Source organism: Microcoleus sp. Pol14D4, assembly GCF_036701245.1.
Classification (GTDB): Bacteria; Cyanobacteriota; Cyanobacteriia; order Cyanobacteriales; family Microcoleaceae; genus Microcoleus.
On sequence record NZ_JAUBQM010000074.1, the window covers coordinates 1 to 16,568 of the forward strand.

Annotated in this window: 15 protein-coding genes; 7 read left to right on the top strand and 8 right to left on the bottom strand. The window is 48.6% G+C overall.

Annotated features, from left to right (window positions below):
* Positions 1-354 precede the first annotated feature (354 nt).
* Together QUA33_RS21790 and QUA33_RS21795 are read right to left on the bottom strand one after the other, a co-directional pair.
* On the bottom strand, positions 355-768 hold the full coding sequence (locus QUA33_RS21790) for a transposase (RefSeq protein ID WP_333151094.1): 414 nt from the start codon (positions 766-768) through the stop codon (positions 355-357).
* Positions 769-1,519: 751 nt separating this feature from the next.
* Positions 1,520-2,134 (bottom strand): hypothetical protein, encoded by a 615-nt coding sequence (locus QUA33_RS21795; protein WP_333101237.1) that lies wholly within the window; start codon positions 2,132-2,134, stop codon positions 1,520-1,522.
* Positions 2,135-2,794: 660 nt separating this feature from the next.
* On the opposite strand from QUA33_RS21795, the gene QUA33_RS28320 reads away from it, so the two are divergent.
* The 7 genes from QUA33_RS28320 to QUA33_RS21825 all read left to right on the top strand — a co-directional run bounded on the left by QUA33_RS28320 (position 2,795) and on the right by QUA33_RS21825 (position 10,642).
* Positions 2,795-2,914 (top strand): hypothetical protein, encoded by a 120-nt coding sequence (locus QUA33_RS28320; protein WP_445243275.1) that lies wholly within the window; start codon positions 2,795-2,797, stop codon positions 2,912-2,914.
* A 471-nt stretch (positions 2,915-3,385) separates the two neighbouring features.
* Positions 3,386-4,957: a serine/threonine-protein kinase gene (locus QUA33_RS21800; protein WP_333151096.1), complete on the top strand. Its 1,572-nt coding sequence runs from the start codon at positions 3,386-3,388 to the stop codon at positions 4,955-4,957.
* A gap of 520 nt (positions 4,958-5,477) precedes the next feature.
* Positions 5,478-5,810 (top strand): DUF6825 family protein, encoded by a 333-nt coding sequence (locus tag QUA33_RS21805; RefSeq protein ID WP_333076461.1) that lies wholly within the window; start codon positions 5,478-5,480, stop codon positions 5,808-5,810.
* A gap of 117 nt (positions 5,811-5,927) precedes the next feature.
* Positions 5,928-7,694 carry an AarF/ABC1/UbiB kinase family protein gene (locus QUA33_RS21810; protein ID WP_333151098.1) on the top strand — a complete coding sequence of 589 codons (1,767 nt, stop codon included), beginning with the start codon at positions 5,928-5,930 and terminating at the stop codon, positions 7,692-7,694.
* 416 nt (positions 7,695-8,110) lie between these two features.
* Positions 8,111-8,842, top strand: coding sequence for a PP2C family protein-serine/threonine phosphatase (locus tag QUA33_RS21815; protein WP_190274384.1), 732 nt, complete (start codon positions 8,111-8,113; stop codon positions 8,840-8,842).
* A gap of 67 nt (positions 8,843-8,909) precedes the next feature.
* Positions 8,910-10,112 carry an anhydro-N-acetylmuramic acid kinase gene (locus tag QUA33_RS21820; RefSeq protein ID WP_333151100.1) on the top strand — a complete coding sequence of 401 codons (1,203 nt, stop codon included), beginning with the start codon at positions 8,910-8,912 and terminating at the stop codon, positions 10,110-10,112.
* Positions 10,113-10,192: 80 nt separating this feature from the next.
* Positions 10,193-10,642, top strand: coding sequence for a hypothetical protein (locus tag QUA33_RS21825; protein ID WP_015176194.1), 450 nt, complete (start codon positions 10,193-10,195; stop codon positions 10,640-10,642).
* A 433-nt stretch (positions 10,643-11,075) separates the two neighbouring features.
* On the opposite strand, the gene QUA33_RS21830 is transcribed toward QUA33_RS21825, so the two are convergent.
* From QUA33_RS21830 to dnaJ, 6 genes are all read right to left on the bottom strand, one after another.
* Entirely contained in the window at positions 11,076-11,273 is a 198-nt protein-coding gene (locus QUA33_RS21830) for an NblA/ycf18 family protein (RefSeq protein ID WP_006635253.1), read from the bottom strand.
* A 532-nt stretch (positions 11,274-11,805) separates the two neighbouring features.
* The gene (locus QUA33_RS21835) at positions 11,806-12,534 is read right to left on the bottom strand and encodes a biopolymer transporter ExbD (protein WP_333100178.1); all 729 of its coding nucleotides are present in this window, start codon (positions 12,532-12,534) and stop codon (positions 11,806-11,808) included.
* Between the two features lie 15 nt (positions 12,535-12,549).
* The gene (locus QUA33_RS21840; RefSeq protein ID WP_333151102.1) at positions 12,550-13,335 is read right to left on the bottom strand and encodes a MotA/TolQ/ExbB proton channel family protein; all 786 of its coding nucleotides are present in this window, start codon (positions 13,333-13,335) and stop codon (positions 12,550-12,552) included.
* 241 nt (positions 13,336-13,576) lie between these two features.
* Positions 13,577-14,827 (bottom strand): ribosome small subunit-dependent GTPase A, encoded by a 1,251-nt coding sequence (rsgA, locus tag QUA33_RS21845; RefSeq protein ID WP_333151104.1) that lies wholly within the window; start codon positions 14,825-14,827, stop codon positions 13,577-13,579.
* The gene (locus tag QUA33_RS21850) at positions 14,824-15,114 is read right to left on the bottom strand and encodes a sulfurtransferase TusA family protein (RefSeq protein ID WP_333100181.1); all 291 of its coding nucleotides are present in this window, start codon (positions 15,112-15,114) and stop codon (positions 14,824-14,826) included. Before QUA33_RS21850 ends, rsgA begins: the two co-directional genes overlap by 4 nt.
* Before the next feature lie 291 nt (positions 15,115-15,405).
* Entirely contained in the window at positions 15,406-16,533 is a 1,128-nt protein-coding gene (gene dnaJ / locus QUA33_RS21855) for a molecular chaperone DnaJ (RefSeq protein ID WP_333151106.1), read from the bottom strand.
* Between the last annotated feature and the right edge of the window lie 35 nt (positions 16,534-16,568).

Consider the following 16,568-nt stretch of genomic DNA (forward strand, 5'->3'; position numbering starts at 1 on the left):
ATTAATAATTTATAACTCTGCAATTATACATTGTTGGGCCAATTTTAGCAATCTTTTCTTATCATTCAACACTTCTGCCTTATACCCTTCTGAAAAAATGGTCGCTTATTACTTATAATCCTCATTAATTCAGTTACTAAATCTTGGCAAACTTCACTTACTGTCACCCAACATTCACCATATAAACCTATCCAAAAGTTGCTATGACGACGTACCGAGCGCCCTAATTCCTGCACCCGACCCACATATTTTTGAATTCCCATCTCTTTGATTGTACAACCTTTAATGATTGCACAACTGTCGGCAATTGCTATTAACAAGACTAAGGATTTTAAGCGGTCATAACAGGCATGACTATTTTCTTTCGTTATAACCTCCCGTCTTACAATCCTTAAACATAGCCTCTATTCCACTCCGACACTTAAAACTGGCGGTCGCCAATTTTAAACTACCTACATTAGTCAACAAATACCACCCTTCGGAAGTCCCGTTATTTCTGTACTTTCTTTTCCAATAACCTGCTACATCAAAGAAGCCAAAACCTTTCTGTTTAGTAACTTTAACCCCGCTTCTATAAAAACCGGTTCCTGGTATTAGTCCTAACTCGCTTAGACGTTGATATTCGGATTTTTCAGATTGTATGTATCGTTCTTGTTTAACTCTTAATACAAACTTGACGTGGGAGTCACAGAGCCATTGCGCCAGCTTGACCGAACCAAATTCTCTATCTTCTAGAATAATTATTTGATAATCTTGTAGCAAGTCCAAAACAGGTGTAATTAAATTTTGTTGTTCTTGAAGATTCGTGCTGCCTCTTTTGGGGAGTATTTCCCACTATAAAGGAATAGCCCTTTGCGACCAAATCAGACTCATAAAAAATAAATTATTGTGGCGCCATTGAGTGCGATCGATAGCTAGCATTAACACTGACTGATTTTTAAAAGCTGTGTTCAAGATGTATTTTACCAAGGGAAACCATAGGGTTTCAATTCGCAGGACTGGCAACTTAAAAAATCTTTGAAGATTGCGCCTCCGACTCTCAAAAAGTACAGGATATGACCAAACAGTAGCTAGCCGCTCAATACTGACCTGTTTGTGTATTTGTAAAAGGCAGACAACGATTACAAAAGTTAAGTATTCAGTTTTTTTGAGTTGACTTGACAAGCAATTTTGGTAAAATAAAGGAAGCATTTTAACTATTATGGGGGTTGTTGAGAACGGTCGCCCATTTTTTTTGACCACAAAACGTCTCAAACCGCCATACGTAAGGCTTTTGACGGGGCTGTCACCCCGTCAGGAAGATTACACCTTACGCTCCTTCTTAGTTGGGTAAATCGGGATGTACGTCAGCAATAAAGTGCAGTGAAACCTTCATCCAACTATTGTTGATTAGCTTAAGGTGCGAGCATAGAAAAACCCATGCTGGTGTTCTGCCTCACCACGATGCCTTCGTTTGCGGCGATCGCCCACTTAGGCGCGTGCAAACCCTACGGTTAGGCTATGTGCGATCGCACCCACCCTAAAAATCAACACTCTCTTCACCAATACTTCCGAGTTCCCCGCTACCCAGAAACTCTTCCTCCTCTACTTCCTCACTGCCAGACTCGAAACTTTCGACCACAAACGGTAAACCAGCCGCCATCAAACCCCGTTGAATCAGTTCCGATGTTTCGTCAAACAAAACAAATAGCGGATGAACAGCCTCAGCTTCATCGCTGTAAATATGTCTGTAGCGGTGTGGCATCACCCATTCGTAACCTTTGTCCAGCCAAACCTGAGACTGCCGCCAGCGGCCGAGCAACTCAGAAAACTCTTCGCCCGGACGATGAATGAAAATCAAAATTTCCACGCCAATTTTAACTTTCCATTCAGGATCGCACATCAAAATTGCCAAATCGCAGGGCAAACAAACTGCCTGTCCGGGCGATATGCTAGTGCCGCTGCTTCCCGCATACGAAACCCCGTCTCGCAAGCGGGCAATTGGCAAAGGAATTGTGATTAAACTCTCATGGGCGCGGCGGATACTCGGAATCATTTCCATGTAAACCCGATATTTTTTCAGTAGGGTAATCGCGGCAGAAGATTCGCTGTACTCTGCTAGTAAAGTCTCGTAATGTGATTGTTTAACAGACATTTTCAAACCAAAGAATAAGTAATTATTAATTGCTGCTAATTGCTAATCGATCGCTTCTCGTTACCAATAAGACCTCATTTGTGACAACTTAAGCTCAAGTTCACCGAAAGGGGGAACTTAAGCTTGCCTCCAGGCCTTGGTGTGTAACGCGAACAGCGATTGAAGCATTGAAGGCTATGGGCTACCAATGTCTGGAGAATGCTTACAGGTTTTTTATTTACAAGGTTTGAGCCATTTGGCGTCTCAAGATTAAGCCCGAGACGATGCCTATTTGTCATTTTATGCCGATGGCCGGAACTTCATCTGAGCCAAAAAGGTAATCTGGTCTGTAAGGTGTGACTCTGGGAGTAACAGGGGAAAACGACGTACTATAAATCCAGATCGTATTCGCCATCGGAATGTACCAGGTCGCCTCAAATTAAGCGATCGCAGCTAGATAGCAAGAATTGCTCTCTCCCCTAGTCTATAACCAACTAGGCTATGCCCAGTTGGGATTAAGGTCCCCGATACTCGGTTTACCTTTGATGATGGCCGCAGTGTTAACCTTGCATAACCTAGCGGTGGAACTTTTGTTGCAATCCTTGATGGACTGCGCGGCCAAGCCAGAAGCTCACCAGCCTAGGTGAAATATTGCCCACCTACCCAGCATTCACCGGGTGTGTGTTCGAGCTTGAGGCAAACACGGACCCGAAACGCCGCGATCCCATCGCCTTTGTGCGGGTGTGTTCTGGTAAGTTTGAAAAAGAGATGCTGGTGAAACACGCTCGCTGGCACGGGTAAAAGCATCCGCGACAATGCCTTTGAAGGTCAGATTCTGGTCTCTTTAAAAATCGAGTGTGTCTTCATACCTGAGCCTCTCAATTTCCCAAGCTCAAGATCGCGATGCGGCTATTTTATGAATCATAAAATTAATCGTAAGTCAACATTAAACCTAAATCTTTACAAAAAATGGCTGATTTTAAAGACTTGCTAAAACAATGAGGGGTTGTACCCCCCATAAGTTAGAGTCAGATATTATAGATGCACCCTGATGGCTTTCCCGTTCCACAAGAGCGGGATTTTTATTATTGGAAAGCCGGAGCGTTAAGTTTCACAATACCTACTACAGATAAAATCACGTAGGGATGCCAAGATTAAAGATATAGCAGAGCTAAAGCTCAAACTAGGGCATCGATCGATCGAACCTCACCCCCAACTCTGCGAAATAACCCAAAGGCGGTAGCATAGTTTGGGAAACGGCATCAACTAAAGATGAACTTAGCGCCAGCAACAGTCCTGCAACAGGGCAAATACAAAATTAACGCGACTTTAGGGATAGGAGGGTTCGGCATCACTTACCGAGCTATCCACACCCATTTAAATCAAACCGTCGTACTCAAAACCCTCAACGAAAGTCTGCGCCAACACCCAGAATCTGCCCAATTTCAGCAGCAGTTTATTGCCGAAGCCCAACGCCTGTCGCGGTGTCAGCATTCCAACATAGTTAGGGTAATCGACTTTTTTGAAGAAGCCGGACAGTCTTTTATTGCAATGGACTACATTCCGGGCCAAACTCTCGCCCAAATAGTCGAAACCGATCGGCCGCTGCCAGAAGCCCAGGCCCTGCACTATATTCGGCAAATAGCCTCAGCCGTAAGTACAGTGCACCACAGCGGATTGCTGCACGGAGATATCAATCCAGAAAATATTATCCGGCGAGCCGATTCTCACGTAGTAATGTTAATAGATTTCGGAATTGCCCGCGGCTTTACCGCCGGCACCAAACGAACCCACACTAACTTGCTCTCCCCCGGGTACGCGCCGATCGAACAATACCTCTATGACGGTAAATGTACACCGGCCACTGACATCTACGCGCTCTCCGCCACCCTATACTACTTACTCTCCGGCGTGGCGCCCGTAGCAGCACCCCTGCGCGATCGCATTCCCTTGACAGAGTTACGGCAATTTCAGCCCAACCTCAGCCCAGGAATCGAGCGAGCCATCCTTCAGGGACTCGAAATCGACCCCCACAACCGCCCTCAGACAGTCGAAAATTGGCTCACCATGCTGCAAGAAACAGAGCGAGTATCAGTAAAAAGAAAAGGCAAGCAAAGTCTCAGATTGCCCGCACCTCCCCCGCCGCAGTTGACTTTTCTGGCGTTTGTCGTAACGGCTGCAATTGCAGGCTGGATGGGTTTTGACCTAGCATGGCACTACAACAGCACCAGTCTCAGCAATCGTCCCAAAATTGAATCCTTCCCATCTCTGGAAGATTTGCTCAAATCCCGCGATTTGTCAGGGCCGATGTTCGGGCAGCCGTCTGTCGAAAGCAGCCCTCTCTACCCGATCGAACTCAACAAGCGCCCCAAACCCCCCTTAGACAGCACCAACATTCCCGAACCGATCGACGATCCCTCAGAAACTAGCGCCAAACCTTCTGAATCTCCAAGCCAGGAAACTCCCGCCCCAGAACCCGAAGCGGAACCTGAGCCATCGCCGACGCCCGAACCCGCAGAGGAGCCTTCTGAGTCCCCCATTCCAGAGCCTCAAACCGAAATCGAGCCAGATCCCCAACCAGAAGCCGCACCAGTACCAGAAGTTGCGCCCCTGCCTGCAGAACCGCCCGCCGCGCCCGCCCCGCCTGCCCCTGGGAGTGCTAGCGCTGAAACCTTGCCACCCTCGGAATCCGCGCCGCCAGTAATAGCCTCGCCGATCGAGCGATCGCCTCAGCCTGCGATACCGAGCGGCAGTGGCAACAATTCAGATAGTTCGATCGCACCTGATTCACCACCCCCTGTGGCAGATCCCACGATACCTTTTCCCGAACCTGCGACAAATTAGTAGGGATTTTGTTGGTTCAAAGTGCGGACAAATACTTGGTTTTATGAGTCAGCAAATATCTGCTAAGGAGTTGATATAATAAGCCCCTACCTAGCGAACCACTATCTTCCAAAAACTTCCGTCGAATCTAAAAATCCCCACAGTCACCGTCTGAGTTTATCGAATATTTCCTATTTCCTCTGCCATCCAAATGCCATAAAAAAAATGCAGGACGGTGTTCTATTTTGATTTAAATTATGTTAAAATATGTGCGCGGCGCTGAGGTGGTGTGATGTCGCGTATTAATACTGCCAAGCTGCAAACATTTTGGTACAAAGCAACCCCAACCTCGAATTTGAGCCAGTGTAAGCAAGGCTTTTATGGTAAGCCGTGGCGCGTTAGACTGTTCTAACTCTCAACAATCCCATCGCCGACACTCGGGGTGGGAGTGTCAATTCCCCCAAAATTCCTTCCTTTGGGAGCAAGCATCATCGGGGACAAGCAAGTTATAATTTGTTGCGGAAGCGCACAGAGATTTTTTATGAGTAAACCCCCAGTTCATGCTTTTTTTGTAGGCAGAGCACTTGCCGAAGCACTGTACGAGCAATTAGAAAGCGCAGCAACCAACGCTTTCTCTGAACTCGGCAGATTTGACGCAGAACAAAGAGAACGCCTGCGGCAATTCACCGATCGAGTTGTGGAACGGGCAAATCGAGCTTCGGATGAGGCGATGCAGACCAGGACTGGCACTGCAAGCACCACGACCATTCAAGACATCCATCCTGCAGATTTGCAAGCGACTATTGACGAGCTTCGCGCCGAAGTGGCTCTGGTGCGATCGGAATTGCAGCGCTACCGCAGCAGTTTGCCGTAGCAATAGATTCTCCGACCACAACTATTATTTATGACTACGTGAGCGCATTGCTTTGCGCTCCTGCGCTCCTACTTTCAATCAAAGCAACAACATAAAATAAGCAATTTGGGAACCCAAGTGTCTGCTCTCCTTGATGACTCTGTTAATCGCCAGCGCTCCCCCAAGCACACTGGCGAAGCCGATGAGCAAAAAACTGCTAGTAAATCCTACAAAAGTAAAGCTTATCGCTGGAATCGCGAAAAATACTCCCGGAAGCGGCGCTTCTTCGACATTTGGGCCTTTGTTTTGCTCTGGCTGGCTTCGCTGTGGCTCGACAGCAAAAATTGGAGCTACTGGGGAGGCGTGACTGAAGAAAAGAAAGTTGCCAGACGGCGCTTTCAAGCTATCTGGGTTCGAGAAACACTCTTGGATTTGGGGCCCACTTTCATTAAAGTGGGGCAGTTATTTTCCACCCGCGCCGATTTGTTCCCTGCAGAGTTTGTCGAGGAACTTTCTAAGCTGCAAGATAAAGTGCCTGCTTTCAGCTACGAACAGTTGGAGGTAATTGTCGAGCAAGATTTGGGCAAGACAGTTCAAGAACTCTACCGCAGCTTTGACCCAGTGCCCCTGGCTGCTGCCAGTCTGGGTCAGGTACACAAAGCTCAACTGCATTCGGGCCCGGAAGTGGTGGTCAAGGTGCAGCGACCTGGACTGCGGAAGCTGTTCGAGATCGATTTGCAAATTCTTAAAGGAATTGCCCGCTACTTTCAAAACCATCCTAAGTGGGGCCGCGGGCGAGATTGGATGGGGATTTATGAGGAATGCTGTCGCATTCTGTGGCTGGAAATTGACTATCTCCATGAAGGCCGCAATGCTGATACTTTTCGCCGCAATTTTAGCAACTGTGACTGGGTGCGGGTGCCGAGGGTTTATTGGCGGTACGCGGCTCCGCGAGTGCTGACTTTGGAATACCTGCCGGGGATTAAAATCAGCCACTACGAAGCTTTGGAAGCGGCCGGTATCGATCGTAAATTAATCGCTCAGTTGGGCGCAAAAGCTTATTTGCGGCAGTTGCTCAACGACGGCTTTTTCCACGCTGACCCACACCCCGGGAACATCGCTGTTAGTGCGGACGGTTGTCTGATTTTCTACGATTTTGGCATGATGGGTCAAATCCAGTCGAATGTCCGCGAAGGACTGATGGAGACGCTCTACGGCATTGCTTCCAAGGATGGACAGCGGATTATGGATTCTCTGATCAATTTGGGAGCTTTAGTGCCTACGGGTGATATGAGTCCGGTGCGCCGATCGATCCAGTATATGCTGGATAACTTCATGGACAAGCCTTTTGAAAATCAATCGGTGAGCGCGATTACGGACGACCTTTACGATATTGCCTACAACCAACCTTTTCGCTTCCCAGCTACTTTTACTTTTGTAATGCGAGCTTTTTCCACCATCGAAGGGGTGGGCAGAGGTTTAGATCCCGAGTTCAACTTTATGGAGGTGGCACAACCTTTTGCCATGCAGCTTATGACTAATGGAAATGGCCATGATACCAGTAGCAGCATTTTTAACGAAATCGGCCGTCAGGCGGCTCAGGTGAGTTCGAGTGCTTTGGGTTTGCCCCGCCGGATTGAGGAGACTATCGATAAACTCGAACAGGGAGATTTGCGGATTCGCGTCCGTTCTGCCGAAACAGAGCGCTTGCTCCGCCGCATGAGCAGCGCTCAAATGGGCACGAATTATGCTTTGCTGATGAGTGCTTTTACTTTGTCGGCGACAATTTTGTTTGTCAGCAATCAAGTCTGGCCGGCTGTGGCTGTTGCCCTGCTGGCGGCGGGTGCAGGGTTTGCTATGCTGCGTTTGTTCAAGCGGATCGATCGTTTAGACAGGATGTCATAATTGTGCAATTCGCGATTTGAAATTTCAGATTTGAGATTTCTCGCCAGCAAAAATTTGACATCGAATGTTCAGTTTTGGCTGGCTGACCACAGATTGCTGAAATTTACAACACTTATGCGCTTTGAGGCTAAAAACCCAGTTTCTGCCTAGATTTCTCGCCAGCAAAACCTCTAATTTTGGGTAGAAATCCAGTTTTTTTTGCAGGTGCTGCTTGATTTACTGGATTTACCGAAATTTTAAGATGGGATTACCATCATACGATCTACAATATGAGGTCAAGGAAGTGCAATTTTTCCAAAACTCGCGATCGTGGGGCGCAGAAATTTCAACTGCCGTTCGGGATTTAAGTTTTGGAAGAAAACATCGCACCCCATTAAATCAAGCTTTCAAGTTCGATGAGTCCAATCACCCAATCTATGAAACGCTCTTTCGCAGGTAAGACAGACACAGGGCTAGTTCGTTCCGTAAATCAGGATTCGTACTACATAGACTCTGACGGGCGATTTTTCATAGTGGCCGATGGAATGGGAGGACACGCCGGAGGTCAAGAAGCCAGCCGGATTGCGACTGAGGCGATTCAATCTTATTTGCTAGAACATTGGGAAGGGCCTGAGGATTCTCCGCTGTTGTTGGAAAAGGCTTTTTTAATTGCCAATCAAGCAATTTTGACGGATCAGCTCGACCACCCTGAGCGTGCTGATATGGGAACTACGGCTGTGGTTCTAATGTTTAGGGATGAGGGCAGACCCTGGTGCGCTAATATCGGGGACTCTCGCTTGTACCGACTGCACGGCTCTCGCTTGGAACAGATTACTGAAGACCAGACTTGGGTGGCTCAGGCTGTCAAAAGAAAAGCTCTAACTCCCGATCAGGCTCGCACTCATCCTTGGCGTCACGTTTTGTCCCAGTGTTTGGGCCGCGATGATTTGCGGGAGATAGATATTTTGCCGGTGGACGTGCAGCCTGGGGATCGCTTGCTGCTCTGCAGCGATGGCTTGACTGAAGAACTTTCCGATCCTTTGATAGCTTCGCCTCTGAAGTCGATTCGCGCCTGCGAGGGCGCTGCAAATGCTTTAATTCAAGCAGCTAAGGATAAAGGTGGACGCGATAATATTACTGTGGTAATCGTGACGATCGACCTCAAATAATATTCATCGCCCGATCGCACCCGACTATCTAAAATCGAAAAATCTAAAATCTAAAATCTAAAATTGAATGACCCGCGTTATCGGTTTGATCAGTGGCACGTCGGTGGATGGCATTGATGCTGCTTTGGTGGATGTGCTCGGTTCCCAAACAGACTTGAAAGTGCAATTGGTGGCCGGCAAGACTTTCCCTTATCCTGCTAATTTGCGATCGCAAATTCTCTCGGTTTGCAGTGGCTCAGCTTTGTCAATGGCTGAACTAGCAGAATTAGATGATGCCATCGCCCAAGAATTTGCCACGGCGGCATTGACAATTCAAGCAGAATATGATAATGCCGAATTAATAGGCTCTCACGGTCAAACCGTCTACCACCGACCTGCTGGGAAAGCCCAGAAAGACAGCGCCGGTGGGTTAATGGGCTACAGTTTGCAACTCGGGCGGGGCGCGCTAATTGCAGAATTGACAGGCATTACTACTGTGAGTAACTTTCGATCGGCAGACATTGCAGCAGGGGGCCAAGGAGCACCGTTAGTGTCAATAGTTGATGCCTGCTTGCTGGCAGAACCCAACCGCAGCCTCTGCATCCAAAATCTGGGCGGAATTGGCAATGTTACCTATCTTCCGGCAAGAGGAAAAGGGGGAAACAATGACGAGTCTGAGATTTTCAGTCTTGGGGAGGGCATATCCGGCTGGGATACAGGCCCGGCGAATTCCCTGTTAGATTTGGCAGTACAGCACTTCTCAGGCGGCACTAAGACGATCGACGAAGGTGGAGCTTGGGCGGCATCGGGAACTCCCTGTCAAGCTTTAGTCGAGGATTGGCTCGCATCAGAGTTCTTCCGCCAAGCACCGCCGAAATCAACGGGGCGAGAGCTATTTGGTGTAGACTATTTTGACAGGTGTTTGGTCGAGGCCCAAGGTTACAACCTCAGTCCTGCTGACGTGCTGGCTACTCTGACAGAACTGACTGTTGCCTCGATCGTTCACAGTTACCAAACTTTTTTACCGGCTATGCCCGATCGAGTTTTACTATGCGGGGGTGGCAGCCACAATCTCTACTTAAAACGCCGATTGCAATCTCAATTGCATCCAGTGCAAGTGTTGACTACTTCTGAGGCAGGCTTGAATGTAGATTTTAAAGAGGCGATCGCTTTTGCGGTTTTAGCCGTATGGCGGGTTCGGGGCATTCCCGGTAATCTGCCTCAAGTTACTGGTGCCCGGGCACCGGTACTTTTAGGGGAAATTAACTCTTGTTGGCACAGTTGGGCGTGATAGCATAGAGTCTGAGGGACAACGGCTGTGCGTTGTTGCACCAGCATTGTAGCCAGCAGGAAAAGCATAGGAACAGCACTGTGGCTCACACGTTTTTAATGGAATCTGGCCAATGGACGCTCGAAGGAAGTTGGATTGAGCGCAATGGCGTGCCAATTACGGTTAAAGGCAAAACTTTAGTGAGCTGGAACCGAACAGATTGGTTCAGTATGGTGACGAAACTCGTGTTTCCTGGAGGCGATCGCGAAGAGATTATTTTGCAGTACCGAGGACACCTCAACAGCGATGAACGGCAGTATACTTTTGTACTCCAACACAGCGAACTCGGCCGCGTCGAGGGCGAAGGTTGGATTGCTCCCCAGTCGATCGTCCAGCGTTATTGGGTATTGGGAGACGAACGCCAGCGACGAACGGGTTTTGATACCCTTCACCGCGTTGATGATAACCGATACTACCAATCTAGTGGCATCATGTCGGGTCATTACCTGACGAGTACGATGGAAGCGACTCTGGAACGTCAGCCGGAATAACTCTTTCTAGAGTCAACACTTGCGAGTTCTAGGGTTTGATGTGAAAATTAAAGGTTTTGCTAGTCGGGGGTCGCGATCAGATGTCCGACTAGCGCCATTGCTGTCAAACCTCATCCGCTGCAACTAAAGACAAATATATTGAATAAGTTAAAAATTTTAATTGGTTAAAAAATTAACACTTATTATTGAGAGTTATTCAATTTTCGAGTCGAGGCGCGATAAATTATCTTTGCGCTCTCCTGTGGTGTCAAGAAAGAAACTGCTTAGCTCGACTCCCACATTGAGTGAAATCCAAAAAGAAACTGTCAAATTTTCCTCATATCTGTACAGAGGCCTTCTACCTTCTGCCTGCGAGTGACGCCCCATCACCCCCAACTCCTTTCCGCCTGAGGGAAGAGAGTAAGAGACGGAGGTCGCCGACTGCGACTCTTTGCTACTCAACACCTGGGTTAGGTTCTAAACCCCAGTGGTGTTTCAGAAAATGGCGGTACATGGTTTCCCGCAGCATCATTTGCTCGTAAAGCTTGACCAAAAACTCCTGAGCTTGTTCGCGGCTCATGTCACTTACCTGTGTTTTGAAGGAACACAGGCTAAATTGCTGTTCCAAAGACAATTCTGCTGGTTGGCTCATGACTTTGACTCCTCTGTAAGTAAAGGTGACTTAAAAGTGAACACCTGGATTAACCAGATTTGTAAGTTGTTTCAGCGATCGACCGTTGGTTTCGGGATACCCGATTGCCCATCTGGCTTTAGTCTATATTACAAAAGGTAACAATCATTTGACAAAGTTACCATATGTCCGAGGAAATAACTTACTTAGGGACAGAGATGGCGAGATGTCTGCAAAAGTTCCTTCTGCAGGCATATACAACTGTATCTACTTGTCAAGAGGAAAAAGGCTCAGTACGAACCAAAAGAATTGAAGCCCTTTATACCAAATCGGGCCGAGCTTCTCTCCGCGAGGGGGAGAGGGGGAAATGAGGAGAGGAAGAGAGGCAGAGATTGGAAGATGAGGAGATGAGGAGAGGGGAGATTGGAAGATGAGGAGAGCGGGAGATTGAAAAATGAGGAAGATGGGGAGAGTGGAAGATGAGGGATCGAAAGATAGGGAGAGTCTGAGAATTTCTATTTCTCTGTTCTCCCTTCTTCCTTCTTCCTTCTAACTAATTCGAGGGCCGGCCATCCTGGGGTGGAGTGGCCGCTCCGGGTCGGAAATTGGGAGCAGCGGGTGCAGGCGAAACAGGAGGAATGCCCTGATTTGCCCCAAAGTTGCTAGGCTGCTGTGGAGCCGGAAGAGGAGATTGAAACTGATTGGGATTGAACTGCTGCTGCCCTGGAGCGGGGAGAGGAGATTGAAACTGATTGGGATTGAACTGTTGCTGCCCCGGAGCCAGAGGAGACGGCAGGGGTTGACCGGAATTGCCGATCGCAGGTGCTGCAGGAATGCCAGAATTGGGAAGCGAGGAATTTGGCAGCGGGGAAGGAGCCGAACTAGGAAGAGTTGCCAGGGCAACTCGATCGCCCCCTACCTCTCTCAATTTGTCTAAAACCTCGACAACTTTGGCATATCTAGCATTTTGAGGAGCGTACAGCACCATCAACCCCGTAGGATTTTGGGTTTGGAAACTCTTTAAAACTCGATCGAGCTGTTGGTAATTGACAGGCAATTGGTCGATATAAGTTTGCCCGAAATCGTCAATGCTGACAATCAGCATCTCTCGCATTTGCGTTTGTCCCGTCTTCGCTTTAGGCAAATCGACATTAATTGCTTGCTGGCGAGTCAGTTGCAAAGCCGCCAGGAGAAAAAACGTCAGAATGCAAAAGATCACGTCAATTAAAGGCACCAGTTCAATCCGAGCCTCTTCAGCAGGAGTATCTAAGTGAATCTTCATCCGTTCTCCTTAGTTCTAATTATTAGAAGGTGAATCTTCAGCCGGATCGGAACCTTTCAATTTCGGCTCCCGGTTACGTTCTCCCGCTTCTTGAGAATTGAGAGAACGCCTGTTCAAACCATCTGCACCAAAAGAAGAATTGCTGTATTCTGCACCGGGCGATCGACCCTTAGCATTAGCTGCAGGCCAGTATTGCCTGTAAAGCAATTCCAGTTCATTTCCAGCTTTGCGAAATATTTTTGCCTGGTTGAACAAAAAAGCTTGAAATATCCGATAAAACGCCAAGGTAAAAATTGCTACTACCATCCCAGTAGCAGTCGTAGTCAGCGCCTCGCTAATCCCCAAAGTTACGCCAGTTGTTGCCGACGTGCCGATGTCGCCCAGACGGATGGAACTGAGCGAGTTAATCAAGCCCAGAACTGTTCCCAGCAAGCCCAGCAAAGGGGCTAGAGCGATCGTAGCTTCTAAGATTTTGTCACCGCGACGCATCGAAGCCAACTCTTCATCGGCTGCAGCTTCGAGTGCGAGTCGAAATAAATCTGGTTCGGGATTGTAGAGTCGCAGGGGTGCAGAAAGAAATCGCCCGATCGGCTGTCGGTTAGCTTGTCTGGCAATCTCGTTAGCCGCCCCCCAATCGCTGCGAGCGGCTTCAAGAATGCGGTTAACTATCTGCTTTTCTTTGCTCAGGAGGCTTGCCCAAAACCACAAGCGCTCGATAATTGTACTCAAAGATAAAATCGATAACAGCAACAGGGGCCACATGGCGGGGCCGCCTTTTTGAAACAGTTCTTGAATATTCACAATATTTTTGCTCCTGCAGTACCCGCTAACTTTTGCTTCTGTTCTACTTTTTTTAACAAATCTAAGGCCATTTAATTTTAGCTATTAATGTACTCAGGACTTACGCACTCGCGACTAAAGAAAGCCGATTTTGGGAAATGGGCATCGAGGTACAACGAAGTATTTTCGTCGAGCAAACCCGGTTTCCGGGTAAGTCTTGGTACTGTTTTCTAGTGCCGGCGCGCGATGGGCGGCGACTTCCTCACAACTCGTCTAAATCTTGACACATATCTTGCAGCGATTGGTGTTGAAGGCGGCGGGAAGAGCGGCGATATTTTTTAGTTTGCAGCTTCGGTTCGTAATGCTGCGTACCATCAGACTTGGTTTGCTGCTTCAAACTCGATTCGGCGCTGCTGGAGTTTTGCAGAGCTTGTTGGCGGACGATCGCCTCTTCGAGAAACTGCAAGTAATATTCATAGCGCTCCCAACCGCCCCGCACCACACAGTTAGGCTCGTCTCGGTGCGAACAGTCGCTAAACTGGCAGCTATCCAAAGCCAGCCTCTGGCGCGCTTCTGGGAAATATTCCGCTAACTCTGAGGGATCGCATTCGAGAGCCGGCTGATTAAAGCCCGGAGTATCGGCCAAAAGTCCGCCGCCGGGGAGTTCAAATAGTTCGACGTGGCGAGTCGTATGGCGCCCGCGGCCGAGTTTGCCGGAAACAGCGTTCACTCGTAGGTTCAGCGCCGGGATCAGTTGGTTGATCAAGCTGGACTTGCCAACCCCAGAAGGGCCACAAATTACCGTTATTTTTCCTTGCAGGTGGTCTAGAAGCAAGTTCGGCAACGGGCTATGTACGGGGTTTAACGGATGTAACGGCTTGACCGAATTTGGGACTTCGGGGTTATCCTCAGAACTCAGCATAGGTGGCTCTATTTTCTCCACTAAGTCACGGAAAGGCGGTTCCGATGCAAAAACTTCGTTTTGATCGTTAGCGGGGACTTCCTGAACTCCTGCACCGCTGCGGACGCTAATAAACATTGGTTCGTAGCCCCAGGCTGAAAGCCGATCGCGCCACTGTTCCAACTCTTGGGGCGTGACCAAATCGCATTTGTTCAGGCACAAACTCACTTCTAAACCTGTAGATTCGGCCTTAACTAAAAACCGAGTTAATGATGCGGGATCTAAGTCGGGTTCAGCAAGGGCAAAAACCAGGAGAATGCGATCGGCATTAGCTACAGGCGGGCGGTTGAGTTCTGTTTGGCGGGGGAATACTTCAGAAATTGCACCCCGGCGGTCAGTCCAGTCGGGTTCGTCTACCACCACGCGATCGCCCACCATCACCTGTTGGCCTATTTTTTTCAGTCGAGTGCGACGAGTGCACAGGAGAGTCGGAGAATCAGCGAGGAGAGCATTTTTCCCGTCAATCGAGACTGCCGGATCTAACCTCACTTGATAGAAGTTAGCCTGAACAGCAATTACAGTACCCACGATGGAGGGCGAATTCAGGCTCATCCTGCTTCCTTGTCTTCTGGGCGCTGCACTTTCATTGAAAAAAAACCCGACTCCGGCTCATCCGCGACAAATTGCGTGTCCAGAATCTGGTAGCCTTCCATTTTAAGACTATCAGGTACTTGTTCGATCGGCTCTCCAGCGTCCAGCCATACCTCCAAAACTGCTCCCGGTGCCATTTGCTCCAACCGCAGTTTAGTGCGGACAAAATTGAGAGGACACGGGGTACCCCGCAGATCTATTTTGGCATCTGGGGATTTGGGACTTTCAATTTTTGATGTTGAATTCATAATGCTTTTTGCAATCTCCAATCCTGAAATCCTTAGTTTTTTAAACAAGTTGCCTGGACACTGGAGAATCTAAAATTTTCTTTCCAATTGGACACAGACTATTATTCTTTCTGAAAAAAGTGAGCGCAATAGCGCTCACTTTTTTGAGCGCTGCTGAAACGCAATGCCCAAGAACAGGTCCACCTGCCATTTTTGTGAGCAATTGCACACAAATTTTTGACAGATACTAAAACCAATTGCCGGGGAATCCTGAAACAGGAAAATTTGACACCAATTGGTGTCAAAAATTGCTTATTTCTGAAACAAATTACCCAGAAATCCTTCCAAGCCGCCTTTACCGGTACGATCGCCCTTCAGCTTAGCAAGCTGCATCAGCAATTCCCGTTCCTCAGCCGTCACCTTAGTGGGAATGTCAATAGACACCGTAATCAAATGATCGCCGCGACTAACCGGATTTCCCAACCGAGGCACCCCTTTCTTCTCCAAAGTCAAAACAGTATTTGCCTGAGTTCCGCTAGGAATCAACAATTCCGTCGGCCCGTCTACGGTTTCCACTTCCAACCGGCACCCTAAAATTGCTTGCAAATAACTAATTTTAACTTCCGAGCTAACGTTAGTGCCGTCGCGCTTAAATAGCGGGTCTTCATTCACCGCCAAGAACACGTAAAGATCTCCGGGCGGTCCGCCCAGTTTGCCAGCATCCCCTTCATTGGAAACGCGCAAGCGAGTACCGTTGTCAACCCCAGGCGGAATAGTGATTTTCAGCTTTTTCATCACTTCTTTCTGACCCCGACCCCCGCAAGTTTCGCACTTGTCCTCAATCACTTGCCCCGTGCCGTTGCAAGTGGGGCAAACAGAAACTTGAGTAAAGCTGCCGAAAGGAGTGCGGGTAGCGCGCCGGACTTGACCGCTACCGGTACAAGTCGAGCAGGTTTGGGGTCGGGTTCCCGGTTTCGCGCCAGTCCCGGTGCAAGTTTCGCAGGTTTCTAGGTGCTTGATGCGGAGTTCTTTGTCCCCACCAAACACTGCTTCGCGGAAATCCAGCCGCAAATCCAGCCGCAAATCGTCTCCGCGCACCGGCCCGCTGCGCCTGCGACCTTGCTGTTGTTGGCCGACACCTCCCTGAAAGCCTTGAAAGAAGCTTTCAAAAATATCGGCAAAGCTGTCACCAAAGTCTTGGAACCCCGGTGCACCTGCACCGCTGACGCCTGCTTCGCCGAAACGGTCGAAACGGGCGCGGGTTTCTGGTTCTGAGAGTACCTCGTAGGCGCGGTTAATTTCTTTAAACCGCTCCTCAGCACCGGATTCTTTGTTGACATCTGGATGGTACTTGCGAGCTAGGCGGCGGTAAGCACGCTTAATTTCTTCTTTGTCTGCGCTGCGAGAAACGCCTAATATTTCATAGTAATCACCGGCCATAGAGCTGCTTGCCTGGAGGTAAATAACAAAAAGTG